This is a genomic window from Paracoccus sp. SJTW-4 (genome assembly GCF_047716885.1).
In the GTDB taxonomy this organism is placed as follows: Bacteria; Pseudomonadota; Alphaproteobacteria; order Rhodobacterales; family Rhodobacteraceae; genus Paracoccus; species Paracoccus solventivorans.
In genome coordinates this window covers 1,784,474-1,807,751 of sequence record NZ_CP136681.1, presented here as the reverse complement: position 1 = coordinate 1,807,751, position 23,278 = coordinate 1,784,474, and the positions used below count along the sequence as shown (strand labels likewise).

23 protein-coding genes and 1 pseudogene are annotated in these 23,278 nt (G+C 71.3%); 12 read left to right on the top strand and 12 right to left on the bottom strand.

Annotated features, from left to right (window positions below; translation table 11 throughout):
• Positions 1-29: 29 nt before the first annotated feature.
• The 9 genes from RSP45_RS08940 (at position 30) to RSP45_RS08900 (ending at position 7,051) form a co-directional block, all read left to right on the top strand.
• A complete protein-coding gene (locus RSP45_RS08940) occupies positions 30-1,109 on the top strand; it encodes an AI-2E family transporter (protein WP_415391646.1) in 1,080 nt (359 codons plus the stop codon).
• A gap of 118 nt (positions 1,110-1,227) precedes the next feature.
• Entirely contained in the window at positions 1,228-2,157 is a 930-nt protein-coding gene (locus RSP45_RS08935) for an SDR family oxidoreductase (protein WP_415391645.1), read from the top strand.
• An 83-nt stretch (positions 2,158-2,240) separates the two neighbouring features.
• Positions 2,241-2,855, top strand: coding sequence for a ribonuclease D (locus RSP45_RS08930; protein ID WP_415391644.1), 615 nt, complete (start codon positions 2,241-2,243; stop codon positions 2,853-2,855).
• 9 nt (positions 2,856-2,864) lie between these two features.
• Positions 2,865-3,821: a KpsF/GutQ family sugar-phosphate isomerase gene (locus RSP45_RS08925; RefSeq protein ID WP_415391643.1), complete on the top strand. Its 957-nt coding sequence runs from the start codon at positions 2,865-2,867 to the stop codon at positions 3,819-3,821.
• Positions 3,822-3,831: 10 nt separating this feature from the next.
• Positions 3,832-4,413 carry a hypothetical protein gene (locus tag RSP45_RS08920; protein ID WP_073067960.1) on the top strand — a complete coding sequence of 194 codons (582 nt, stop codon included), beginning with the start codon at positions 3,832-3,834 and terminating at the stop codon, positions 4,411-4,413.
• A 61-nt stretch (positions 4,414-4,474) separates the two neighbouring features.
• A complete protein-coding gene (gene lptA / locus RSP45_RS08915; protein ID WP_073067958.1) occupies positions 4,475-4,960 on the top strand; it encodes a lipopolysaccharide transport periplasmic protein LptA in 486 nt (161 codons plus the stop codon).
• Entirely contained in the window at positions 4,960-5,721 is a 762-nt protein-coding gene (gene lptB / locus RSP45_RS08910) for an LPS export ABC transporter ATP-binding protein (protein WP_415394030.1), read from the top strand. The genes lptA and lptB overlap by 1 nt, the downstream gene beginning before the upstream one ends.
• Positions 5,722-5,917: 196 nt before the next feature.
• Positions 5,918-6,499 carry a ribosome hibernation-promoting factor, HPF/YfiA family gene (gene hpf / locus RSP45_RS08905; RefSeq protein ID WP_073067954.1) on the top strand — a complete coding sequence of 194 codons (582 nt, stop codon included), beginning with the start codon at positions 5,918-5,920 and terminating at the stop codon, positions 6,497-6,499.
• Between the two features lie 87 nt (positions 6,500-6,586).
• Positions 6,587-7,051: a PTS sugar transporter subunit IIA gene (locus tag RSP45_RS08900; RefSeq protein WP_073067951.1), complete on the top strand. Its 465-nt coding sequence runs from the start codon at positions 6,587-6,589 to the stop codon at positions 7,049-7,051.
• Positions 7,052-7,078: 27 nt separating this feature from the next.
• On the opposite strand, the gene RSP45_RS08895 is transcribed toward RSP45_RS08900, so the two are convergent.
• The 4 genes from RSP45_RS08895 to RSP45_RS08880 all read right to left on the bottom strand — a co-directional run bounded on the left by RSP45_RS08895 (position 7,079) and on the right by RSP45_RS08880 (position 12,756).
• Positions 7,079-7,804 (bottom strand): SDR family oxidoreductase, encoded by a 726-nt coding sequence (locus RSP45_RS08895; RefSeq protein WP_415391642.1) that lies wholly within the window; start codon positions 7,802-7,804, stop codon positions 7,079-7,081.
• Positions 7,792-8,547, bottom strand: a complete 756-nt coding sequence (locus RSP45_RS08890) for a glycerophosphodiester phosphodiesterase family protein (RefSeq protein ID WP_415391641.1) — start codon at positions 8,545-8,547, stop codon at positions 7,792-7,794. Before RSP45_RS08890 ends, RSP45_RS08895 begins: the two co-directional genes overlap by 13 nt.
• 178 nt (positions 8,548-8,725) lie before the next feature.
• On the bottom strand, positions 8,726-9,181 hold the full coding sequence (locus tag RSP45_RS08885; protein WP_415391640.1) for a RidA family protein: 456 nt from the start codon (positions 9,179-9,181) through the stop codon (positions 8,726-8,728).
• 128 nt (positions 9,182-9,309) lie between these two features.
• On the bottom strand, positions 9,310-12,756 hold the full coding sequence (locus RSP45_RS08880) for a chromosome segregation SMC family protein (RefSeq protein WP_415391639.1): 3,447 nt from the start codon (positions 12,754-12,756) through the stop codon (positions 9,310-9,312).
• 180 nt (positions 12,757-12,936) lie between these two features.
• Here RSP45_RS08880 and RSP45_RS08875 point away from each other — a divergent pair, with 180 nt between their 5' ends.
• Entirely contained in the window at positions 12,937-13,293 is a 357-nt protein-coding gene (locus RSP45_RS08875) for a CidA/LrgA family protein (RefSeq protein ID WP_415391638.1), read from the top strand.
• Positions 13,290-14,051 carry an LrgB family protein gene (locus RSP45_RS08870; RefSeq protein WP_415391637.1) on the top strand — a complete coding sequence of 254 codons (762 nt, stop codon included), beginning with the start codon at positions 13,290-13,292 and terminating at the stop codon, positions 14,049-14,051. Before RSP45_RS08875 ends, RSP45_RS08870 begins: the two co-directional genes overlap by 4 nt.
• A 198-nt stretch (positions 14,052-14,249) precedes the next feature.
• Here the strand turns inward: RSP45_RS08870 and RSP45_RS08865 are convergent, their stop codons facing one another.
• The 5 genes from RSP45_RS08865 to RSP45_RS08845 form a co-directional block, all read right to left on the bottom strand.
• Positions 14,250-14,570 (bottom strand): DUF6280 family protein, encoded by a 321-nt coding sequence (locus RSP45_RS08865; RefSeq protein WP_073067941.1) that lies wholly within the window; start codon positions 14,568-14,570, stop codon positions 14,250-14,252.
• A 273-nt stretch (positions 14,571-14,843) separates the two neighbouring features.
• Positions 14,844-15,716 (bottom strand): EamA family transporter, encoded by an 873-nt coding sequence (locus RSP45_RS08860; protein WP_415391636.1) that lies wholly within the window; start codon positions 15,714-15,716, stop codon positions 14,844-14,846.
• A 58-nt stretch (positions 15,717-15,774) separates the two neighbouring features.
• The gene (dinB, locus tag RSP45_RS08855) at positions 15,775-16,863 is read right to left on the bottom strand and encodes a DNA polymerase IV (protein WP_415391635.1); all 1,089 of its coding nucleotides are present in this window, start codon (positions 16,861-16,863) and stop codon (positions 15,775-15,777) included.
• 85 nt (positions 16,864-16,948) lie between these two features.
• Positions 16,949-17,695: a YgfZ/GcvT domain-containing protein gene (locus tag RSP45_RS08850; protein ID WP_415394029.1), complete on the bottom strand. Its 747-nt coding sequence runs from the start codon at positions 17,693-17,695 to the stop codon at positions 16,949-16,951.
• A complete protein-coding gene (locus tag RSP45_RS08845; protein ID WP_415391634.1) occupies positions 17,695-19,434 on the bottom strand; it encodes an ABC transporter ATP-binding protein in 1,740 nt (579 codons plus the stop codon). The genes RSP45_RS08850 and RSP45_RS08845 overlap by 1 nt, the downstream gene beginning before the upstream one ends.
• 226 nt (positions 19,435-19,660) lie before the next feature.
• On the opposite strand from RSP45_RS08845, the pseudogene RSP45_RS08840 reads away from it, so the two are divergent.
• Positions 19,661-20,835 (top strand): annotated as a pseudogene (locus RSP45_RS08840) (pyridoxal-phosphate-dependent aminotransferase family protein).
• Between the two features lie 29 nt (positions 20,836-20,864).
• Here the strand turns inward: RSP45_RS08840 and RSP45_RS08835 are convergent.
• The 3 genes from RSP45_RS08835 to RSP45_RS08825 form a co-directional block, all read right to left on the bottom strand.
• Positions 20,865-21,338 (bottom strand): DUF305 domain-containing protein, encoded by a 474-nt coding sequence (locus tag RSP45_RS08835; RefSeq protein ID WP_415391633.1) that lies wholly within the window; start codon positions 21,336-21,338, stop codon positions 20,865-20,867.
• Positions 21,339-21,422: 84 nt separating this feature from the next.
• The gene (locus RSP45_RS08830) at positions 21,423-22,319 is read right to left on the bottom strand and encodes a TIGR02186 family protein (RefSeq protein WP_415391632.1); all 897 of its coding nucleotides are present in this window, start codon (positions 22,317-22,319) and stop codon (positions 21,423-21,425) included.
• Positions 22,316-23,227: a sulfite exporter TauE/SafE family protein gene (locus tag RSP45_RS08825; protein ID WP_073067926.1), complete on the bottom strand. Its 912-nt coding sequence runs from the start codon at positions 23,225-23,227 to the stop codon at positions 22,316-22,318. Before RSP45_RS08825 ends, RSP45_RS08830 begins: the two co-directional genes overlap by 4 nt.
• Positions 23,228-23,278: the final 51 nt, after the last annotated feature.

Below are 23,278 nucleotides of genomic sequence, written 5' to 3'. Positions count from 1 at the left end.
GTCCGGGCCGATATCGGGGGGCAGATGCAATGCTGGTAATGGTTCGGCCGCGGACGATCTGGGCGCTGGCCGCGGTCGCGCTGGTCGTGGCGCTGGTCTACCGGCTGGGCCATGTGCTGGCGCCCTTCGTGCTGGGCACGGCACTGGCCTATTTCCTGAATCCGCTGGCCAACCGGCTGCAACGGATCGGGTTGTCACGGGCCTGGGCGGTGGCGGTGATCGCGCTGGTCGGGCTGTCGGCGCTGGTCGCCTCGGCGCTGTGGCTGCTGCCGGCGCTGCTGGGGCAGGTGCGCGAGGCGGTCGAGGCGCTGCCGCGCACGGTGCGCGCCGGCTTCGACCTGCTGACCCTGCGCTTTCCCGAGGTGATGGAGGACGACGGCTCGTTCCTGCGCCAGATCATGACCGACTTTACCGAGCGGCTGCGGCTGATGGCGCTGGCGCTGGTGGGGGGCACGGTCAACACGGTGCTCAGCGCGGTCGGCACGGTGGTGTTCATCATCGCGACGCTGACGATCTCGATCTACCTGCTTTACGATTGGAACCGCATCGTGGCCGGGGCCGACCGCAGGCTGCCGCCCGACCAGGCGCCGCTGATCCGGCGGCTGGCGCGCGACATCGACGGGGTGATGACCGGCTTCGTGCGCGGGCAGGTGATCGTGGGGGCGCTGCTGGCCACGTTCTATTCCACGGTGCTGATGACGCTGGGGCTGAACTATGCGCTGCTGATCGGGCTGCTGTCGGGGGCGCTGAACTTCATCCCCTATCTGGGGTCGTTTTCCGGCTTCATCCTCGCCACCGGGGTGGCGCTGGTGCAGTATTGGGGCGACTGGGGGCAGGTGGCGCTGATCGCCTTTGTCTTCGTCGCCGGGCAGGTGGTCGAGGGCAATTTCATCACCCCCCGCATCGTCGGCGATTCGGTCAAGCTGCACCCGGTGCTGCTGCTGCTGGCGCTGGCGGTGGGCGGCACGCTGTTCGGCTTTGCCGGGCTGCTGCTGGGGGTGCCGCTGGCCGCTGCCGCCGGGGTGGTGGTGCGCTATTTCGACGCCGAATACCGCGCCCGCATCCGCCGCCGCCGCTCGCCCCAGACCGACCAGCCGCGCCCGGACTGAGGCTGCGCCCGCCCGGTTCGCCCGCGGCGCGATCCTGCCACAGGCGGCGGGTGCGGGAACATCCGCCCCGGTCCCGCGTTTTTCGCACTGATTCCCCCAGTTTGCGAAAGGCCCGCCCATGTCCGGAAAGGAAAAGGACAAGACCGAACCCGTCATCCCCCCGTATCGCTCTGGCGCGATCGAGGATCCGCGCCTGCCGCTGAACCCCTATTCCGACGACCAGCAGCCCTGGCCGGGGCTGGTGGAAAAGATGGAGCCGGCGCCCGACCACGGCGAGGAAAGCTACAAGGGCCGCGACCGGCTGACCGGCAAGCGCGCGCTGATCACCGGCGGCGACAGCGGCATCGGCCGCGCCGCCGCCATCGCCTTTGCCCGCGAGGGTGCCGATGTCGCGATCTGCTATCACCCCGACGAGCAGTCCGACGCCGACAGCGTGATCGCGCTGATCGAGGCCGAGGGCCGCACCGCCGTCGCCCTGCCCGCCGACATCCGCGACGAACATGCCGCCCGCCAAGTGGTGGACGATGCGCTGCGCCAGCTGGGCGGGCTCGAGGTGCTGGTGCTGAACGCCGGCCGCCAGCAGGCGCAGGATTCGATCGCCGACATCACCTCGGAAGCCTTCGATGCCACGATGAAGACCAATATCTATGCGCCGTTCTGGATGGCGCAGCAGGCGCTGCCGCATCTGCAGAAAGGTGCCTCGATCATCGTCACCGCCTCGGTCAACTCTTTCGCGCCGTCCAAGGACCTGCTGGATTACGCGATGACCAAGGCGGCGGACAAGGCGTTCGCGCAGGCGCTGGCCAAGCAGCTGGCGCCCAAGGGTATCCGCGTGAACGCGGTGGCGCCGGGGCCGTTCTGGACCGCGCTGCAGGTCAGCGGCGGCCAGCCGAAAGAGGCGCTGAAGGATTTCGGCGCCGACACGCCGCTGGGTCGCGCCGGCCAGCCGGTGGAGCTTGCCCCGATCTACGTGCTGCTGGCCAGCGACGAGGCGAGCTATATCACCGGCGAGGTCTATGCCGCGACCGGCGGCAGCGGCACCGGCTGATGCCGCGCCCCGCCGCCGCTGCGGTTGACGCTGGCGGCGGCGGCGGGCATTCCCCGTGGCGATAGCCTTGGGGACCAGCGCATATGACCATCCATCTTCACCGCCACGACCTGCCCGACGGGCTGGAGCTGGGGCCGGTCGTGGCCATCGACACCGAAACCATGGGGCTGGACCCGCGCCGCGACCGGCTGTGCCTGGTGCAGATGAGCAGCGGCGACGGCAATGCGCATCTGGTGCAGATCGCGCCGGGCCAGCGGCAGGCCCCGAACCTGGTGCGGATGCTGGCCGACCCCGCCACGCTGAAGCTGTTCCATTTCGGGCGCTTCGACATCGCGGCGCTGGAAAACGCGTTCGGAGTCGTCACCGCCCCGGTCTGGTGCACCAAGATCGCCTCCAAGATGGTGCGCACCTTTACCGACCGGCACGGGCTGAAATACCTGCTGTCCGATCTGGTCGGCGTCGATATTTCCAAGCAGCAGCAGACCAGCGACTGGGGCGCGGCCGAGCTGTCGCCGGCGCAGCTGGAATATGCGGCCTCGGACGTGCTGCATCTGCACGCGCTCAAGGCCGAGCTGGAACAGCGGCTGGCGCGCGAGGGGCGGACGGAACTCGCGCAGGCGTGTTTCGATTTCCTGCCGACCCGCGCGCATCTGGACCTGCTGGGCTGGGGCGATGACAATGACATCTTTCATCACTAGGTCGGGCGCATGAGCGAATATGTCGATACCGCCCGCCGGGTGATCCGCACCGAAGCGCAGGGGCTGTCCGCGCTGGAAACCGCGCTGGACAACGGGCTGGCGCAGCCGTTCCAGGACGCGGTGCGGCTGATCCTGCAGGCCACCGGCCGGGTGGTGGTGTCGGGCATGGGAAAATCCGGCCATGTCGGGCGCAAGATCGCGGCGACGCTGGCCTCGACCGGCACGCCCGCGCAATTCGTGCACCCGGCCGAGGCCAGCCACGGCGACCTGGGCATGGTGACGAAAGGCGACGTGGCGCTGGTGCTGTCCAACAGCGGCGAGACGCCCGAGATCGCCGATATCGTCGCCCATACCCGCCGCTTCGCCATCCCGCTGATCGGCATCGCGGGGCGCGAGGGCTCGACGCTCTTGCGCCAGTCCGATGTGGCGCTGCTGCTGCCGCAGGCGGCAGAGGCCTGCGGGACCGGGATCGTGCCCACCACCTCAACCACCATGACGCTGGCCCTGGGCGATGCGCTGGCGGTGGCGCTGATGGAACATCGCCGCTTTACCCCGGAACATTTCCGCACCTTCCACCCCGGCGGCAAGCTGGGGGCGCGGCTGGCGCGGGTGCAGGACCTGATGCACGAGGACATGCCGCTGGTGGGCATGGACGCGCCGATGACCGACACGCTGCTGGAAATCACCCGCAAGGGCTTCGGCGTGACCGGGGTCACTGACGATGGCGGGCGGCTGGTCGGGATCATCACCGACGGCGACCTGCGCCGCCACATGCAGGGGCTGCTCGACCGCCGTGCGGGCGAGGTGATGACCCGCAACCCCCGCTCGATCGCGCCCGAGGCGCTGGCCGAGGCCGCGCTGGCCGAGATGCAGGGCAGCAAGATCACCAGCCTGTTCGCGGTGCGCGACGGCCTGCCGCAGGGGATCCTGCATATCCACGACTGCCTGCGGGCGGGCATGGTCTAGGCGGGCTGGGATGTTCCGCACCCGCCTGGTCAGGCTGCTGCGCGTGCTGCTGCCGCTGGCGGCCCTGGCGCTGCTGTCGGTGCTGTTCCTGCTGGGCCGCAAGTCCGAGACCGTCGAGCCCGCGATCCCCTATGCCGAGGGCAGCGCCGAGGATCTGGGCCGCAGCCCCGGCATCGGCGCGCCCGAATACACCACCGTGACGCCGGAAGGCGCCAGCGTCACCCTGCGCGCGGCGCGGGCGGCGCTGGGGAACGGCGGCGGCGACAGTGGCACCGCCAGCGCGCTGGTGCTGGACTGGCGCGCCCGCGACGGGCTGATGATCGAGCTGACCGCCCCCCGCGCCGAGACGCAGGACACCAGCATCCGGCTGGACGGGGGCGTGCGGATGGCGCTGTCCTCGGGGTGGGAGATGCGCGGCCCCAGTTTCGAGGCCGACACCGCCGCCGACACGCTGCGCGCAGATGAGACCGTGCAGGTCACCGCCCCGTTCGGCCAGCTCGAGGCCGGGCGAATGCTGATCCGCCCCTCGGACGCCGGGGCCGGGCAGGTTCTGGAGTTGAACGAAGGCGTGCGCCTGCTATACCGCCCGTGATGCCTCTGCCCCCGCTTCACGAAACCGGCCCGCAAACCGGCCGCGATACAAGGAGCCGACGATGCTGCGAGTCCTGACCCTTGCCGGCCTGCTGGCCCTGGGTGGCGCCGCGCCCGGACTGGCGCAGACCGTCACCTTTGGGGGGATGCGGGCCGACACCGCGGCCCCGGTCGAGGTCACGGCCGATTCGCTGCGCGTCGACCAGGCCACCGGCCAGGCGGTGTTCACCGGCAACGTGTTGATCGGGCAGGGCGAGATGCGGCTTTCGGCCGCAACCGTCACCGTGATCTACGGCGAAGGCGGGCAGCAGCGGATCAAGGCGCTGGATGCCTCGGGTGGGGTGACGCTGGTCAGCGGCGAGGATGCGGCCGAAGCCGCGCAGGCGGTCTATGACGTCGATTCGGGGCAGGTGGTGCTGACCGGTGACGCAATCGTGACCCGCGGTGAAAGCGTGCTGGCCGGCGACCGCATCGAGGTGAACCTGAAGGACGGCACCGCCACCGTGTCAGGCCGGGTGCGCAGCGTCCTGCAACCGGGGCAGGAATGATGCCGGGCACCGATCAAGCCGCCGCCCCCGACCCGTCGCGCGGCCTGTGGGTCGAGGGGCTGCGCAAATCCTACAGCAACCGGCTGGTCCTGCGCGACGTGTCGCTGCGGCTGGACCGGGGCGAGGTGGTGGCGCTGCTGGGGCCGAACGGCTCGGGCAAGACCACCTGTTTCTATTGCGTGGCCGGGCTGGTGATGCCCGACGCCGGCCGGATCAGCATCGACGGCCGCGATGTCAGCGCCCTGCCGATGTTTCGCCGCGCGCAGCTGGGCATCGGCTATCTGCCCCAGGAAATGTCGATCTTCCGCGGGCTCGACGTCGAACAGAACATCATGGCGGTGCTGGAAATCACCGACAAGCGCCGCCACAAGCAGCGCGACCGGCTGGAAGAGCTGCTGGGCGATTTCTCGATCGGCCATCTGCGCCACGCGCCCGCCATGGCGCTGTCGGGGGGCGAGCGGCGGCGGGTGGAAATCGCGCGCTGCCTGGCGGCGAATCCGTCGTTCCTGCTGCTGGACGAACCCTTTGCCGGCGTCGATCCCATCGCGCTGGCCGATATCCGCGTGCTGGTGCAGGATCTCAAGTCGCGCGGCATCGGGGTGCTGATCACCGACCACAACGTCCGCGCCACGCTGGGCATCGTCGACCGCGCCTATATCCTGCACGACGGCACCGTGCTGATGTCGGGCACCACCGACGAGATCATCGCCGACGAGCGCGTGCGCGAGGTCTATCTGGGCGATACTTTCACCGCCACCTGACCGGCAGCGGCGCCCCGCCGCAGCGGCGGGTTCGCGTCCGCGTGATGCCGCGATGCGGCAATTTTCCGCCGAGATTGACAGCGCCGGGAAGCTGTCACCAAATGACTCTCAGGGGTCCGCAACGGGCTCTGGTCCCGGCCCCCTCCGCCCGCAGCGGCCCTGCGGCAGGGCCGGGTTTTCGGAAAGGTAAAGAACCATGCGTTATCAGATCAGTGGAAAGCAGATCGACGTCGGCGAAGCGCTTCAGACGCACGTCCGCAACGAACTGGGCGAAACCTTCGAGAAATATGCCCAGCGGCCGACCGACTCCACGGTGATCTTTTCGCGCGATGCCCATTATTTCATCTGCGACGCGGTGGTGCATCTGGCGACCGGCCTGACCGTGCAGGCCAAGGGGCAGGATGCCGACAACATCTATGCCGCCTTCGAGAAATGCCGCGAGAAGATGGACAAGCAGCTGCGCCGCTACAAGCGCCGGCTCAAGGACCATTACAAGGACCGGACCTCGCCGGTTGAATACGCCGCCGCGTCCAGCTATGTGCTGGCGGCCGATGAGGATGAATGGGAATCGCAGGACGATGCCGGCCTGCAGCCCATCATCGTGGCCGAGATGGAAACCCGCGTGCCGACGCTTTCGGTCGGTGACGCAGTCATGCAGATGGAGCTTGCGGGAGTGCCGATGCTGGTCTTCCGCAATGAGAAACATGGGGGCGTCAATGTGGTCCACCGCCGCGACGACGGCAATGTGGGCTGGATCGACCCTCGAAACCTGAGCTGACGCCGCGGGCGTCGAATACCCCGGGCCGGAGGTGGGGCGCCATCTCCGGCCTTTGGCTGCGGCAAGGACGGGCTAGGACAGCAGGAAATGCGGATCAGCGAGATTCTTTCCCCGGCGGCCGTGCGCTCGCAGGCGCAGGTCAGTTCCAAGAAGCGGCTTTTTCACGACCTGGCCGAAATGGCGGCACAGGCTTACGGGCTGGATGCGGCGGCGACGCTGGATGCGCTGCAGGAACGCGAAAGCCTGGGTGCGACCGGGGTCGGCCACGGCGTGGCGCTGCCCCATGCGCGGATTCCGGGGCTGGAAAAGGTCGCCGGGCTGTTCCTGCGGCTGGACAAGCCGATGGATTTCGACGCCGTGGACCGCCAGCCGGTCGATCTGGTGTTCGCGCTGCTGGCCCCCGACAGCCCCGGGGTGGAACATCTCAAGGCGCTGGCGCTGGTCAGCCGCACCCTGCGCGACGCCGACATGCGGGCCAAGCTGCGCGCCAACGACGACCCGGTGGCGCTGCATGCGGTGCTGGCGGCGGCGCAGGAAACCTCGGCCGCCTGAGGTCTCCCGCCTGAGCTTTTGGGGCGGCTAGCGCGCCCCCGCCACGTCGATGATGGCGCCGCTGGTATAGCTCGCCTCGTCCGACAGCAGCCAGACCACGGCCGCCGCGACCTCTTCGGCCTGGCCGGCGCGGCCCAGCGGCAGGCCGGGACCCAGCAGCGCCACCCGGTCCGGCTCGCCGCCGTCGGCGTGGATCTCGGTATCGATGATGCCGGGCCGCACCCCGTTCACCCGGATCCTGCGCGGGGCCAGTTCCAGCGACAGCCCGGTGGTCAGCGTGTCGACCCCGCCCTTGGCCGCCGCATAATCGACGTATTTCCCCGGAGAGCCCAGCCGCGCCGCGGCCGAGGACATCAGCACCATCGCACCCCCGTCCGGCAGCCGCCGCGCTGCCTCGCGCGCGCAGTAGAGCGCCCCGGTCAGGTTGACCCGGACCACGCGCTCGATCCGCTCGGGCGTCATCTCGGCCAGCGGCATCACCGGTGCGACGATCCCTGCATTGACCACCACCGCGTCCAGTCCGCCCATCGCCGCGGCCGCCGCATCGAACAGCGCCGCCACCTGTCCGGGGTCGGCGATATCCGCGGCATGGACGCTGGACTTCCCCCCGGCCGCTTCGATTGCGGCCAGCGTTTCCTCGGCCGCGGCGCTGTCGCCGCGATAGCCGAGCGCCGTGGTCCAGCCCCGCGCCGCGCAGGACAATGCGGTGGCGCGGCCGATGCCGCGGGTGCCGCCGGTGATCAGGATGCGCATGGTCGATACCCCTCGAAGGTGATGTTGCGGGCGATGCGGCGCGCGGCAGCCTCGGCCGCGGCCGAGCGGATGGTCCAGCACAGCACGGGAACCCCGCGCCGCGCCAGCCCCAGCACCGCCGGATTGTCCAGATCGGCGCAGTCGTGCGAGATGAAACAGGCGCCGGCTGCGTCGAACCCCTCGAGCCGCGCCAGCGCCGCCCGTCGCGCCGCGTCGAGCAGCGGCCAGTCCGCGGCGGCAAAACCGCAGCTGGTCAGCCCGGCGGCCAGTCCGGGCCGCGCCATCGCCGCCACCATATGCGGGTTGAAGCTCATCACCGCGACCGGATGCCCCTGCGCCGCATCGGCGGCCGCAATCCGCGCCACACGGTCCGGCAGTTCGCCGATCTTCGGCCCCAGCGTGTCGTCCCGGTCCTTGACCTCGATCAGCACCGGCACCCGGCCGGCGACCAGCGCCAGCACCTCCTCCAGCGTCGGGATGCCGTGCGCGGTGCCCAGCAGGCGGCAAGCGGCGGCCTCGGCCACGCTGAGGCTGCTGACCGGCGCGTCGATCCCCGCCAGCCGCCGCAGCCCGGAATCGTGGAACACCAGCGGCGTGCCGTCGCGGGCGGGCTGCACATCCAGCTCGATCCCGTAGCCCGCGGCGATTGCGGCCCGGAACGCGGGCAGCGTGTTTTCCGGCACCCCCGGCCCGTGCAGGCCGCGATGCGCCAGCGGGCGGGTCAGGAAATCCGGGTGCAGCATGGGATTGCGCCGGGGGCGGGACCGGGGGCCAGTCCCCGGGCCGCTGCCGGCGTCCTCCTCGCTGAAAACGGTCCACTGGACCATCCGGCGGGAAAACAGCCTTGGGGGCTGTTTTCTGATCCGCCTCCTATTCCGGGCGCTCGGAAGCCCGGGATATTTTTACAAGAAAGAATCAGCCTCACGCGATTTCGAAGATCGCTTCGACCTCGACCGCGACGCCGCGGGGCAGGGCGGCGGCGCTGACCGCGGCGCGAGCGTGGCGGCCGGATTCGCCGAACACCTCGACCATCAGGTCGGAACAGCCGTTCACTACCTCGGGCTGGTCGGTGAAATCGGGGGTCGAGTTCACGAAGCCGGTCAGCTTCACCACCCGCGCGATGCGGTCCAGAGACCCCAGCGCCGCCCGTGCCTGCGCGATCAGCGCCAGCCCGCAGGCCCGCGCCGCTGCAGCGCCCGCGGTGGCGTCCATGTCCTCGCCCAGCCGGCCGCGAATCAGCCCGTCGGGGCCGGCCGAGATCTGGCCCGATACGAACAGCAGATTGCCGCTTTGCACATAGGGCACATAATTGGCCGCCGGGGCGGGGGCGTCGGGCAGGGTGATGCCAAGCTGGGCGATGCGGGCGTCGAACGACATGGGCTCCTCCGGGGATTTCGTCGCGGGCAGGCTAGCGGGCGCCGCGGCGCTTGACCATGCCCCCTTCGGGCGGTTCCCAAATATCCCGGGGGGAGGCGCTGTGCGCCGTGGGGGGCAGCGCCCCCCCCTTATGCCACCAGCGCCTCGGCGCGTTTCAGGTCCACGCTGACCAGTTGGCTGACCCCCTGTTCCACCATCGTCACCCCGAACAGCCGGTCCATGCGCGACATGGTGACGGCGTGGTGGGTGATGATCAGGAACCGCGTGTCGGTGCGCCGGGTCATCTCGTCCAGCAGGTCGCAGAACCGGGCCACGTTGGCATCGTCCAGCGGCGCGTCGACCTCGTCCAGCACGCAGATCGGGGCGGGGGTGGCCAGGAACACCGCAAAGATCAGCGCCAGCGCGGTCAGCGTCTGTTCACCCCCCGACAGCAGGCTGAGCGTGGACAGTTTCTTGCCCGGCGGCTGCGCGAGGATTTCCAGCCCCGCTTCGAGCGGGTCGTCGGATTCGACCAGCACCAGCCGCGCCTCGCCGCCGCCGAACAGATGGGTGAACAGGGTGGTGAAATTGCCGTTCACCGTGTCGAAGGCCGCCAGCAGCCGCTCTCGCCCCTCGCGGTTGAGGCTGCCGATGCCGCCGCGCAGTTTGCGGATCGCCTCGGTCAGGTCCTGCTTTTCCGCCGACAGCCGGTCGCGCTCGGTCTCCAGCTCGCTCTTGTCGGCGTCGGCGCGCAGGTTGACCGGCCCCAGCGCATCGCGCTGGCTGCGCAGCCGGGCGATGTCGGTTTCCAGCTGCGCGGGGTCGGGCAGGGCGGTGGGGTCCAGCGTCTCTGCCAGCGCCGCGGGGGTGGTGTCGAGCTCTTCGGCGATGCGGGCGCCGGCCTGCGCCTCGGCCTCAAGCGCGGCGTCGCGGCGCGCTTCGCTGCGGGCGCGGGTTTCGCGGGCATCGGCGGCGGCGCGTTCGGCGTCGCGTTCGGCCGCGGTGGCAGCCAGCAGCGCGGCATCGGCGGCCGCCAGCGCGGCGCGGGCGCGGGTCACGCGAGCGTCGGCATCAGCCATGCGCTGCGCCAGCGCCTGCCGCTGGGCGGTCAGGGTTTCCGGCAGCGCCTCGGCCTCGGCCAACTCGGCGGCAGTGGTGCTGCGCCGTGCCGCCAGCTCGGCGGCGCGGGTGCCGGCCTGTTCCAGCCGCAGCCGCCAGCCGGAATCCTCGCGCGAGATTTCTTGCAGCCGCTTGACCCTCGCGCTGCCTTCGCGGCGCAATTCGTCCAGCGCGCCACGGCGGGTCAGCGTGGCGATGCGGGCGGCCTCGACCGCGGTTTTCGCCTGCTCTACGGCGGCTGCGGCCTCGGCGCGGTCGGGCAGGGCGGCCAGCGCTGCTTCGGCCTCGGCCAAGTGGCGGGCGGCGTCGGCCTGATCGCCCTCGTGGCGGGTGCGTTCGGCGCGGGCGGATTCGGTGCGGCCCTGCGCCAGCGACAGTTCCGATTCGGCGCGGGTGGCGGCGCGCGAGACATCCGACAGCGCCCGTTCGGCGGCGCGGCTGGCATCGCGGGCGGCGGCCTCGGCGGCAGTGGCGTCCTTCAGGGCGGCGCGGGCGGTTTCATGCGCGGCGACGGCGGTCGCGGCGCGGGTGCGTGCGGCCTCGGCCTGCGCGGTGGCGTCCTTGAGCCGGTTGACCTGTTGCAGATGCAACGCTGCCGCCGATCCCGCCTCGCCCGCCGGCAGCACCAGCCCGTCCCAACGGAACAGGTCGCCCGCGGCGGTGACCAGCCGCTGGCCCGGGCGCAGCCGCGGCTGCATCTGCGCGGCGCTGGCGGCGTCCGGGGCGATGCCGATCTGCGCCAGCCGCCGGGCCAGCGCCGGGGGCGCCTGCACCCGCGCGGCCAACGGCGCCACGCCATCGGGCAGCGCGGGGTCGCCCGCGGGGGCGGGCAGGCTGCGCCAACCGGGGCCCGAGTCGGTCGCGGGCAGGCGCAGCTCGTCGCCGAGCGCGGCGCCCAGGGCGGCCTCGAACCCCGGCGCGACCGCGATCTCGTCCAGCACCGCCCCGCCCTCGGCCCGGCCGCGCGCGACCAGCCGCGACAGTGCCGCGCATTCGGCCTGCAGGGCGGCGGATTCGCCCTCGGCGGTGGCGCGGGCGGTGCGGGCGGCGGTTTCGGCATCGGCGGCGGCGGCGCGGGCGGCCTCGGTCGCGGCCAGCCGCGCCTCGGCCGCGGCCGCGGTGTCGGCGGCGCCCTGCTGCGCCGCCTGCGCCTGTTGCAGCGCTGCCGCTGCCTGTTGCCCGGTGGCATCGGCGCGCCGCACCGCCTCGGCCGCTTCGGCCTGCGCGCGGGCGGCGCGGTCGCGCATGGCGCGCAGGTCGAGGACCAGCCGCTCGGCCGACTGGTGGCGGGCGGCGGCGCGGGCGGATTCGTCGGTCAGCTCGCCCAGCCGGGATTCGAGATGGCGCAGCGCTTGCGCGGCCTCGGTCGCCGTGGCCTCGGCCGCAGCCAGCCGGTCGTCGTGGCCGGTATGGGCTTTCTCAAGCTCGGTCCGTTCCCAGCTTAGCCGGGCCAGAACTTCGCCCGCGTCGCGGTTCAGCGCCGCCTCGCGTTCGATGTCGCGGTCGAGCTGCGCCAGCCGGGCAGACAGCGTGGCGATGGCGTCGCGGGCGCGGGCATCGGCGTCGTCCAGCGATTCGGTTTCCGCCATCGCGCGGGTGCGGATGGCGGCGGCGATGGCGTCTTCCTCGCGCAGCGGCGGCAGCGCCGATTCGGCGGCGGCGCGGGCGGCAGTGGCGTCCCTTGCCGCGGCCTCGGCCGCCTGCGCGGCCCGCCCGTCGGCGGCCAGCGTCGCCTGCGCCTGTTCTAGCGCCGCAAGCGCATCCGCCCAGCGGCGATAGAGCAGCGCGCTCTCCGCCGTCCGCAGCGCCGTCCCGATCTCGCGGTAGCGCGCGGCGGTGCGGGCCTGCCGCGCCAGCGCCGCGGCCTGCGTGGACAGCTGGTCCAGCGTGTCGTCGACGCGGGCCAGGTTCTGTTCGGCCCCGTTCAGCTTCAGCTCGGCCTCGTGCCGGCGCTGGTAGAGCCCCCCGATGCCCGCGGCCTCTTCCAGCACTCGGCGGCGGGATTTCGGCTTGGCGTTGATCAGCTCGGAAATCTGCCCCTGCCGCACCAGCGCCGGCGATTGCGAGCCGGTCGAGGCATCCGCGAACAGCATCTGCACGTCGCGCGCCCGCACCTCGCGCCCGTTGATGCGATAGGCGGAGCCCGCGTCGCGGGTGATGCGCCGGGTGATTTCCAGAGAATCACTGTCGTTGAACCCCACCGGCGCCAGCCTTGCGCTGTTGTCGATGGCCAGCCCGACCTCGGCATGGCCGCGGGCGGGGCGGCGGGTGGTGCCGGCGAAGATCACATCCTCCATCCCCTCGCCGCGCATGGCAGTGGGGCGGTTCTCGCCCATCACCCAACGCAGCGCCTCGAGCAGGTTGGACTTGCCGCAGCCGTTGGGACCGACCACGCCGGTCAGGCCCCGGCGGATGACCAGCTCGGTCGGGTCCACGAAGCTCTTGAAGCCGTTGAGGCGAAGGCGGTCGAACTGCACGGTCGGATCCCCGGGCCGGTTTTGTCCGTTTTGGCGCGGGCAGCGGCCCCGAGTCAAGGAAGCGCCGCAACATCTGGTAGCGGATCGGCGATTATCCACAAGTTATCGCCGGTTTCCGGCCAGCGCAAAACCACGGCGACAGGGGTTCCGCCGCGCCGGCCCGCGCGGCAGGATGCGGCCATGGTTCCGGTGCTGTTCACGATCCTGGCGTTCCAGCTGGCGGGCGAGGCGATGTCCCGCACGCTCGACCTGCCCTTGCCGGGGCCGGTGGTGGGGCTGGTGCTGCTGCTGGCGGCGATGCGGCTGCGGCCGGGGCTGGCCGAGTGGCTGCGCACCGCCGCGCAGGGGGTGCTGGCGCATCTGGCGCTGTTCTTCGTGCCGGCGGGGGTGGGGGTGATCGCGCATCTGTCGCTGCTGCGCGACGATGGCGTGGCGCTGCTGCTGGCGATCTTCGGCTCGACGGTGCTGGCGCTGGTGGCGGGGGCGCTGGCCTTCACGCTGGTCGCGCGGCTGACCGGGCAGGAGGGCGGCGAATGACCGCCGATCCGGCGCTGATCTGGGCCTACCTCACGCAAGGGCCGCTGTTGTGGCTGACCGCGACGCTGGGCGCCTATGCGCTGGGGGACGCAGTGTCGCGCGCGATGGGGCGGCAAAGCTGGGCCAACCCGGTGCTGATCGCGGTGCTGGCGCTGGGGCTGCTGCTGACCGTGACCGGCACCGATTATGCCACCTATTTCGAGGGCGCGCAGTTCGTGCATTTCCTGCTGGGTCCGGCGACGGTGTGCCTGGCGCTGCCGATGCACGACAATCTGGCGCGGATGCGGGCGGCGGCGCTGCCGATCGTCGCGGGGCTGTTGGCGGGGTCGCTGGTGGCGGTGGGATCGGCGCTGGCGATCGCGCATCTGTTCGGGCTGGGGCCGCAGGTGCTGGCCTCTCTGGCGCCGAAATCCACCACTGCCCCGGTCGCCATCGGCATCGCCGAGCGGCTGGGCGGGCTGCCCACCCTGACCGCGGCGCTGGTGCTGATCACCGGGATTTTCGGCGCCATGGTGGTGACGCCGCTGTTCGACGCGCTGGGGCTGCGGGACTGGCGGGCGCGCGGGCTGGCGGTCGGCACCGCCGCGCATGGCATCGGCACGGCGCGGGCATTGCAGGTCAACCCGACCGCGGGGGCCGGCACGGCGCGGGCATTGCAGGTCAACCCGACCGCGGGGGCATTCGCCGGGATCGGCATGGGGCTGAATGCGGTGCTGACGGCGATCCTGGCGCCGCTGGTGTTGCGGTTGTTCGTGTGAGGGCTGCCGGACCGGGGCTCTGCCCCGGGCCACTGCCGTGGCCTTCCTCGCTGAAAACGGTCCACAGGACCGTTTTCCGGGCGCTCGGAAGCCCCGGGATATTTTTAACCGCCCGAAGACCAGGAGGAGCGGCCAGAAGCCGCATGAAAAAAGCCGCCCTGCGGACGGCTTTTCTGCGTGAGGATGGGCGGGGTGCGGTCAGGCGGCCTCGGCGTTCTCGGCGGCCATGCGGCGTTCGCTTTCCTCGCGCGACAGCGCCACCGAGGTGCGCACGCCCTTGGCCACGAACTCGACCAGCCCCTTGACCACCCGCTCGTTCGGGTCGATCCCGGCGCAGCTCAGCACCTCGCGCCCGTCGCGCGAGCGCGCCCAGCGGGCGATCTGCTCGGCGCCGTTGCCGTATTTCTTGTCGTCGGCGATGGCATCGTCCAGCGCCGCCAGCACCACCGCCGCGAACAGCTTGCGGGCGCGCTGGCCCTGTTCGAAGTTGAATGCCGAGCCGTCAACGAAATCACGCATCGAAGTCTTCCTGTTTCCATATCCCCCGCCGTGCGAGGGAACCGGGGTCGCCCAACCCCGTCATCTTCTGCCCTATGAGGGTGTCGCGAAGCCTTAGCCGTTCCGGCAGGTGATTCGTTATCCCTCTGGCCGCAAGGCGGCCATGCGCCTGACGCAATCCGAACGGAGCGCGGTATTTCCCCCGATTTTCAATGCAGTCCCATGCCACATAATCCCCCGCGGCCGCTTGACAACCCCTGCAATGGTTAAAACCCGTCGCAGAACGCGGGCGGGTCAGCCGATCCGCGGCCGGGGTGCCCGGCTGGCGAGGATCACGCCCCCGATAACCAGCAGCCCGGCGGCAAGTTCCAGCGGGTGGGGATTTTCGCCGAGCGCCACCCAGGACGAGGCGATGCCGACGATGGGGACCAGCATCGACCACGGCGCGACCTCGCTGGCGGGATAGCGGGCCATCAGCCCGTTCCAGATCCCATAGCCGATCACGGTCGAGAAGACGACGATATAGGCCAGCCCCAGATTGGCGGCCATCGCCTGCGGCTGCAGGGCGCCGGCCAGCGCCGGGCCGATCAGCGGCCGCTCGATCAGCAGCGACAGCGCCAGCAACGGTACCGGCGGCACCACCGCCATCCACATGGTCAGCTGCAGCGGATCGGGGGCGCGGGCCATCCGGGCCGAGACATTGCCGATCGCCCAGCCAAAGGCGGCCAGCAGCGTCAGCGCCATCGGCAGCCACGCCGCGGCCAGTGCCCGGCTGGCGCCGATGATCGCCAGCCCCAGCACCGCGATGCCGATGCCGGCCAGCCGCCGCGGGGTCATCCGCTCGCCCAGGAACAGCACCGCCAGCAGGATGGTGAACGGGGCCGACGCCTGCAGCACCAGCGACGACAGCCCCACCGGCATCCCCGCCGCGATCCCCGCGTAGAGGAACGAGAACTGCAGCACCCCCAGCCCCAGCCCGGTGCCGATCAGCCAGCGCAGCCGGACCTTGGGGAACGGCACGAACAGCAGCGCCGGCAGCATCAGCAGAAAGCGCAGCGCCGCCGCCAGCACCGGCGGGTAATGCTGCAACGCCAGCGCCGTGGCGGGAAAGTTCAGCCCCCAGAGGATTGGCACCAGCAGGACCAGTCCGCGATCGCGTCCCTGCATCGGCCGCCCTTTCTTGATAACGGCGCGAGATGACCCGATTGCCGCGCCGGGCGCAAGCTCAGCCGAACAGGTCCAGCTGTTCGGGCGCGGGCTCATCCGGCAGCGGGCACAGCGCCGACAGGGTGATCCCCAGCAGCCGCACCCCGCGCGGATCGGGCAGCACCTGCGGCAGCATTGCGACTGCCCGGCCCAGCAGCTCGGTCGCCGAACCCACCGGGCGCTCGGCGCTGTGGGCGCGGGTGATGATGCGGAAATCGGCGTATTTCGCCTTGAGCGTCACCGTCCGCCCAGAAAGCGCGCGCGCCTCGGCGTAGCGCCAGACCTTGGCGGCCAGCGGCGCCAGCTCGGCCTCGGCCGCGGGCAGGTCGTGGATGTCGTGCTCGAAGGTGGTCTCGGCGCCGATCGACTTGCGCTCGCGGTCGGGACGGACCTCGCGGTGGTCGATGCCGCGGGCGATGTGCCAGTAATGCCGCCCGGCCTTGCCGAATTGCGCGGTCAGGAACTCGAGGCTCTGGCGGTGCAGGTCGGCGCCGGTGCGGATGCCGTGACGCTCCATCCGGGCGGCGGTGGCGGGGCCGACGCCGTGGAACCGCCCTACCGGCAAGGACAGCACATAGCCGGGCCCGGCCTCGGGCGGGATCACGAACAGCCCGTCGGGCTTGCGCTGGTCCGAGGCCAGCTTGGCCAGGAACTTGTTGTAGCTGACCCCGGCCGAGGCAGTCAGCCCGGTTTCCGCCCGGATCAGCGCGCGGATGTCCTGCGCGATGGCGGTGGCAGTGCGGCCCTGCAGGTGGTCGGTCAGGTCCAGATAGGCCTCGTCCAGCGACAGCGGCTCGATCAGCGGGGTGAAGCGGGCGAAGATGCCGCGGATCTGGGCGCTGACCGCCTTGTAGACCTCGAACCGCGGCTTGACGAAGATGAGATCCGGGCAGAGCCGCGCCGCCCGCACCGAGGGCATGGCCGAGCGCACCCCATAGGGCCGCGCCTCGTAGCTGGCGGCGGCCACCACGCCCCGCGCCGACGAGCCGCCCACCGCCACCGGCCGGCCGCGCAGTTCCGGGTTGTCGCGTTGTTCCACGCTGGCGAAGAACGCGTCCATGTCGATATGGACGATGCGGCGGATGCGTTCGGGCGGCTCAGGGGCCATGGTTCACACCCCCGGCCATGGCGCCCGTAGGGTGCGTGGTGTCCACGCACCGCGAGCGGCGGTCGGTGCGTGCAGAGCACGCACCCTACGGTGCGGCCGGTGCCTGCTCATCGGTCGCGACGATCGCCGCGTCCCCGGCGGTCAGCGGCCCTTCCATCCGATCAAAGCGCAGATGCGCGATGCCGCGGCCGCCGGACTGGGTGTAAAGTACCCCGGCCTCGCGCCCGTTTTCAGTCAGGATCGGCGTGCCCACCGGGGCCTTGCCGTCCACCGCCACCCCGACCAGACCCTTGCGCAGCTCGGTCTTGTGGCGCATCCGGGCGGTGACCTCTTGCCCGACATAGCAGCCCTTGCGGAAATCGACGCCGTGCAGGCGCTCGAACCCGGCCTCGAGGATATAGGTCTCGTTCGGGACCAGCTCGACCAGCGTTTCCGGGATGATATGGGCGACGCGGATCGCGCCCCAGTCGGTGCCGTCATCGCCGCCCTCGTCGCCGTAAAGCCGCCAGCCGAGCGCCTGATGCCGCGGGTCGGGGATGGCGCCCGCGGGCGCAGGGCCGGTGCCGCGCGCGACCTGCAGCGGGGTTTCCGACAGCTCGACCGCGGCGCGCAGCCGGTACATCGACAGCCGCCGCATCAGCTCGTCCGCCAGCTGCGCATCCACGTCCAGCAGCAGCGAGTCGCCGTCGGGCACGATCAGGAAATCGGCCAGATACTTGCCCTGCGGCGTCAGCAGCGCCGCCCAGCAGGGCGCGCGGGTGACGTCGTTGCTGACCAGCCCTTGCAGGAATTCGACCCGGTCCTTACCGCCGACCCGCAGGATCTTTCGCATCATTCCCCCCCGAATTGCAGCCGGACAAGCGCGGCATAGGTGCCGTTCAGTTCCATTAGCTGGTCATGGCTGCCCTGTTCCACAACCCGGCCGGACTCGATCACCACGATGCGGTCGGCGTTGCGGATGGTGGACAGGCGGTGCGCGATCACCAGCGTGGTGCGGCCGATGCTGAGCTCGTCCAGCGCCTGCTGGACCAGCCGCTCCGAGGCCACGTCCAGCGCGCTGGTGGCCTCGTCCAAGAGCAGCACCGGGGCGTTGCGCAGCAGTGCGCGGGCGATGGCGATGCGCTGGCGCTGCCCGCCCGACAGCGACGAGCCGCGCGGCCCGGCCGGGGTGTTCAGCCCCAGCGGCAGCCCGTCTGCGAACTCGGTCACATGCGCCGCCAGCACCGCCGCCTGCAGCTGCGCGTCGGTGACGTTGGTGCCCAGCACCATGTTTTCGCGCAGGGTCTCGTCGAACAGCGCCGAATCCTGGCTGACGGTCGAGAACTGGTCGCGCAGCGTGGCCAGGTCGAACTCCTGCACCGGCACGCCGCCGATGCTGATCGTGCCCGAGTCGGCGTCGACCATCCGGGTCAGCAGGTTGAAGATGGTGGATTTCCCCGCCCCCGAGGGCCCGACCACCGCCGTGGTTTCCCCGGCAAGCGCGGTGAAGCTGAGCCCGCGCAGCACCGGGTGGCCGTCATAGGACAGATGCACGTCTTCGAGCCTGATCGTGGTGTCGGGGGGCGGCTCGCGCCGTTCCCCCGAGGCGATGGTGGGCCGCATGTCGAAGATCGCGTAAAGCCGTTCCAGCGAGGCCGCCGCCGTCTGCCAGCCGCCGGCAAGCCCGCCCAGCCGGCGCAGCGGCTGGAAGGCCAGCGACAGCGCCGCAAAGAAGGACATGAAATCGCCCACGCTGCGTTCGCCGCTGGTGACCTGTGCGCCCCCCAGCGCCAGCACGCCGACAAAGCCAAGTCCGGTGACGATATCGACCAGCGCCGGGACCACCGCGTTCACCGCGCTCATCCTTGTCTCGGCGCGTCGGATGTCGCCGACCACCCGGGCAAAGCGCGCGGTCTGGTAATCCTCCATCTGATAAAGCCGCACCGCGCGGATGCCGTGCAGCACCTCGTCCAGCCGCGTGGCGCGGGCGCTCGCGGCGGCGCGGGTCTGCCGGGTCTTGCGCCGGATATAGCGCTGCACCAGCGCCGTGGGCAGGATCAGCAGCGGCGCGCCCACCAGCGCGGCGGCGGTCCACCACGGGTCGGTGGCGATCGCCACCCCGAACAGCGCCACCAGCGAGATCGCGTCCCGCGCCGCCCCGGTGATGAAGGTGGTCCAGATCCCCTGCACCGCCTGGGTGTCGCCCTGGACCCGCTCGATCAGCGCGCCGGGTGGGTTGGTCTGGAAGAACGCCCCGTCCAGCGTCAGCAGGTGGCGCAGCAGGTCGGTCTGCATCCGCGTCGCCACGCCCTGCTGGACCGAGGTCAGGATCGCGCGGGTGATCACATAGGTGGTGGCGCGGACCAGGAACAGCGACAGGATCACGCCCCCGACCCACCACATCGCGCTTTCGTCGCGGCCGACGAACACCCGGTCAAACAGCGGCTTCAGCATCCAGCTGAGCAGCGCCAGCGTCGACCCCTCGATCACCATCAGCACCGCGGCAAAGCCCATGCGGGGCCAGTAGCGGCGCAGGTAATCCTGCCAGAGCCTTCCGAAGAGGCCGCGTTGTCGGTCGGCGCGTGACGGCATCCGGGCACTCCTGCGGTTCATGCGGGGATAGCCGGGGACACAAGGCGCGACAAGTCCGCGGCGCGCGGCGCGGAGGGGAAGGGGCGCTGCCCCTCGGCCCGTTGCGGGCCTCACCCCAGGATATTTGGGGCAAGGCGAAAGGGGCCGGCGTGGCATGGCGGCGGGGATGGAAAGTGCCCGGGGCGGGCGCTATCCCTGCGGGCGCTTGTCCTTGCGAAGGTGTCCCATGAGCTTTGCGGCCGGTCGTCCCATGCTTGCCATTCCCGGCCCACGCCGGTGCCCGACCGGGTGCTGCGCGCCATGCACCGGCCCTCGCCCGACATCTATGCCGGAGAGCTGGTCGATCTGAACCTGCGGCTGATGCAGGACCTGCGGCGGCTGGCGGGGACGCGGCAGCACCTGGCCGCCTATATCGGCAACGGCCATGCGGCGTGGGAGGCGGCGGCCGTCAACCTGCTGGCGCCGGGCGACCGGGCGCTGGTGCTGTCCTCGGGTCATTTCGGGCAGGGCTGGGCCGAGGCGGTGGCGGGGCTGGGCGTGCAGGTCGAGGTGCTCGAATCCGCCCCCTTTGCTGCCCCCGACCCGCAGCGCCTGCGCGAGCGGCTGGCGGCGGACCGGGCGGGCGAGATCCGCGCGGTGCTGGTCTGCCAGGTTGACACCGCCAGTTCCGTGCGCGCCGACATCCCGGCGCTGCGCGCGGCGATGGCGGACCACCCGGCGGCGCTGGTGGTGGATGCGATCGCCTCGCTGGGCTGCGACGAGATGCGGATGGACGACTGGGGCGTCGACGTGCTGATCTCGGCCAGCCAGAAGGGGCTGATGGTGCCGCCCGGCATGGCTTTCGTCTGGTATTCTGAGCGGGTGGCGGCGGGGCGGGGCGCGGCCTCGCCCTATTGGGACTGGCGGCCGCGGACCGCGGCGGCCGAGCTGTGGCGCCATTGGGGCGGCACGCCCCCGGTCCAGCATCTTTACGGCATGGCCGAGGCGCTGGCGATGCTGCTGGACGAAGAGGGGCTGGAGGCCGCCTGGACCCGCCACGAGGCGCTGGCCGCCGCGACCTGGGCGGCGCTGGAGGCTTGGGGCGCTGGTGGCACCGGGCCGCGGGCGCTGGTGGCCGAGCGGGCAGCGCGGGCGCATTCGGTGACCGCAGTGGCACTGCCCGGCGCCGCGCGGCTGCGAGAGTGGACCGAGCGGGTGGCAGGGCTGACGCTGGGCGTGGGGCTGGGCGCGGCCGAGCCGGGCGACGCGCTGCGCATCGCCCATATGGGGCATCTGAGCGCGCAGGCCCATCTGGGCACGCTGGCCACCATCGAGGCCGGGATGGTGGCCCTCGGCTTGCCGCATTCGCCGGGCGGCGCTGCCGCCGCGGCCGCAGAGATCGCCCGCCGCGCCGGGGGCTGAGGGCGCCCCCGTGCGAAGGGCGCCTGCGCCTATTCCTGTTCAGGCGGGGCGCCGGTGGCCGGGTTGGCGGTCAGCGATTCCATCTTGGCGGCGTCGGCATTGGCGGCGTCGGGGGCGTTCGCTTGCAGCCATTGCTGCATCCGGGCGATCTCGTCCTCTTGCGCGGCGATGATTTCCTCGGACATGGCGCGCAGCTCGGGGTCCTGGCCGAACTCGAGCTGGATGCGGGCCATGTCGATGGCGCCCTGGTGGTGCGGGATCATGCCGCGGACGAAATCGACATCCGCATCGCCGGTGGGGGCGACGGTCATCGCCGCGTGCATCTTGGCCATCGCCTGCGCATAGGCCTGGTCGGCGGTGGCGGGCGGGGTCGCGGGGGCGGCCGCGGCGGCGTGGTCCCCGCCGTGGTTACTGCCCTCTTGCGGGGCGGTTTGGGCGGCGGCGGGCAGGGCCAGCAGCAGCGCGGCGGCGGTGGTCAGCAGCGTGGTGCGGATCGGGGGCATGAGGTCCTCTCGACTTGGTTGCTCATCCCCCAACGTCGCAACCGGCGCTGCTGGTCTTGCACAAGACCGTGATCGCGCGCCGCCCTATCCGCGGCGCAGCACCCTAAACGCCGCCGAGGCCAGCGCCCCCGCCGCGATGGCGATGCCCAGCGACATCAGCCCGTACCAGAAGGAATGCCTGATCGAGAGCCGGTAGAGCCAGCGCTCGATCCCGACCTTTTCCACCCGGATCGGCACGGTGTTGCGGTCCACCACCTTGCCGCCGCGCACCAGGAAGATGCGGGCGCGGTAATCGCCCTCGATCAGGTTCGAGGGCAGCACCACATCGGCGCGGAACAGGGTCTCGTCCACCAGCTGCACGCTGCCCTCGTCCACCCGGTAGCGGCCCGATTCGGTGCGGATGCGCAGCATCGCCTCGGTAAAGGCGGTGGCGTCCTCGACATCCACCGTCCCCAGCGCCCGGATCGCCAGCGCGGGGGAAATGCGGTGGCGCACGTCCTCGTCGGGGTCGAGCAGCTGGTCCAGCGGGGCTGAGCTGGACACCGCATAGAAATCGGGCGCGGCCCCGACCCGCAGCGTGGCGGTGTTCATCCAGATCGGCCCGACCCGCCCCATGCGCCGCACGGTGACGCTTTGCGACGGCCCCTCGAGCGTGACGATGATGCCCGGAGAGGTCGGGTCATCGACCGGCGCATTGCGGCGGATCGCGCCGTAGATGAGGATGTCCGAGCCGGTGAAGCTGGCGGTGATGTCCACCTCGTCCTGCGACAGGCCGGTGACGATCTGCTCGGGCGGGGGGGTGTCGCTGTCGCTGCGGGGCTGCGGGATGGCCGGGCCGCGTTCCATCGGCACGGGCGGGCCGATCGTCCCGGTCGGCTGCGTGGGATGGGCCGGCGCGGGCTCCTGCGCGGCGGCCGGGACCGCCAGCGCCACGGCCAGGGCTGCGGCCAGCGCGGCCGGAAACAGGCGCACCCCCGTCATCGTGCGGCGATCGAATAGATGTCCGCGGGCGGCACCACCAGGTCAAAGGCGATGCGCGCGCAGACCGCCAGCACCAGCAGCGCCAGCAGCACCCGCAGCTGTTCGCCCTTGAGCCGCGCGCCCAGCTGCGTGCCCAGCTGCGCCCCCACCACGCCGCCGATGATCAGCAGCACCGCCAGCATGATGTCCACGGTGTTGGAACTGACCGCGTGCATCAGCGTGGTGTAGCCGCTGACCGCCGCGATCTGGAACAGCGAGGTGCCGATCACCACCTTGGTCGGCATCCCCAGCAGATAGATCATCGCCGGCACCATGATGAAGCCGCCGCCGACCCCCATGATCGCCGCCAGCACCCCCACCGCGACGCCGACCAGCAGCGGCGGCAGCACGCTGATATACAGCCCCGAGGCGCGGAACTTCATCTTCCACGGCAGGCGGTGGACCCAGCTGTGTTCGTGCAGCCGCCGCCGCGGCGGGGTGGACGAGCGTGCGGCGATCATCGCCGACAGGCTTTCGCGCAGCATGGTCAGGCCGATGAAGCCCAGGAACACCACATAGCTGAGCTGCACCACCAGATCGACCTGCCCCACCCGCTGCAGCAGCGTGAACACCCCGACGCCCAGGGTCGAGCCGACGATCCCTCCGATCAGCAGCACCACCCCCATGCGGATGTCGACCGACTTGCGCCGCAGATGCGCCAGCACCCCCGTCACCGACGAGGCCACGACCTGGTTTGCCCCGGTCGCCACCGCGATCGCGGGCGGGATGCCGATGAAGAACAGCAGCGGCGTGATCAGGAACCCCCCGCCCACGCCGAACAGGCCGCTCATCAGCCCGACGATGCCGCCGAGCCCGATGAGGGTCAGCGCGTTCACCGACACCTCGGCAATGGGAAGATAGATCTGCATGGCTGCCCGGGTTTTCCCCATCCTGCTATCCCGCGCCGGGGGCGTCAAACC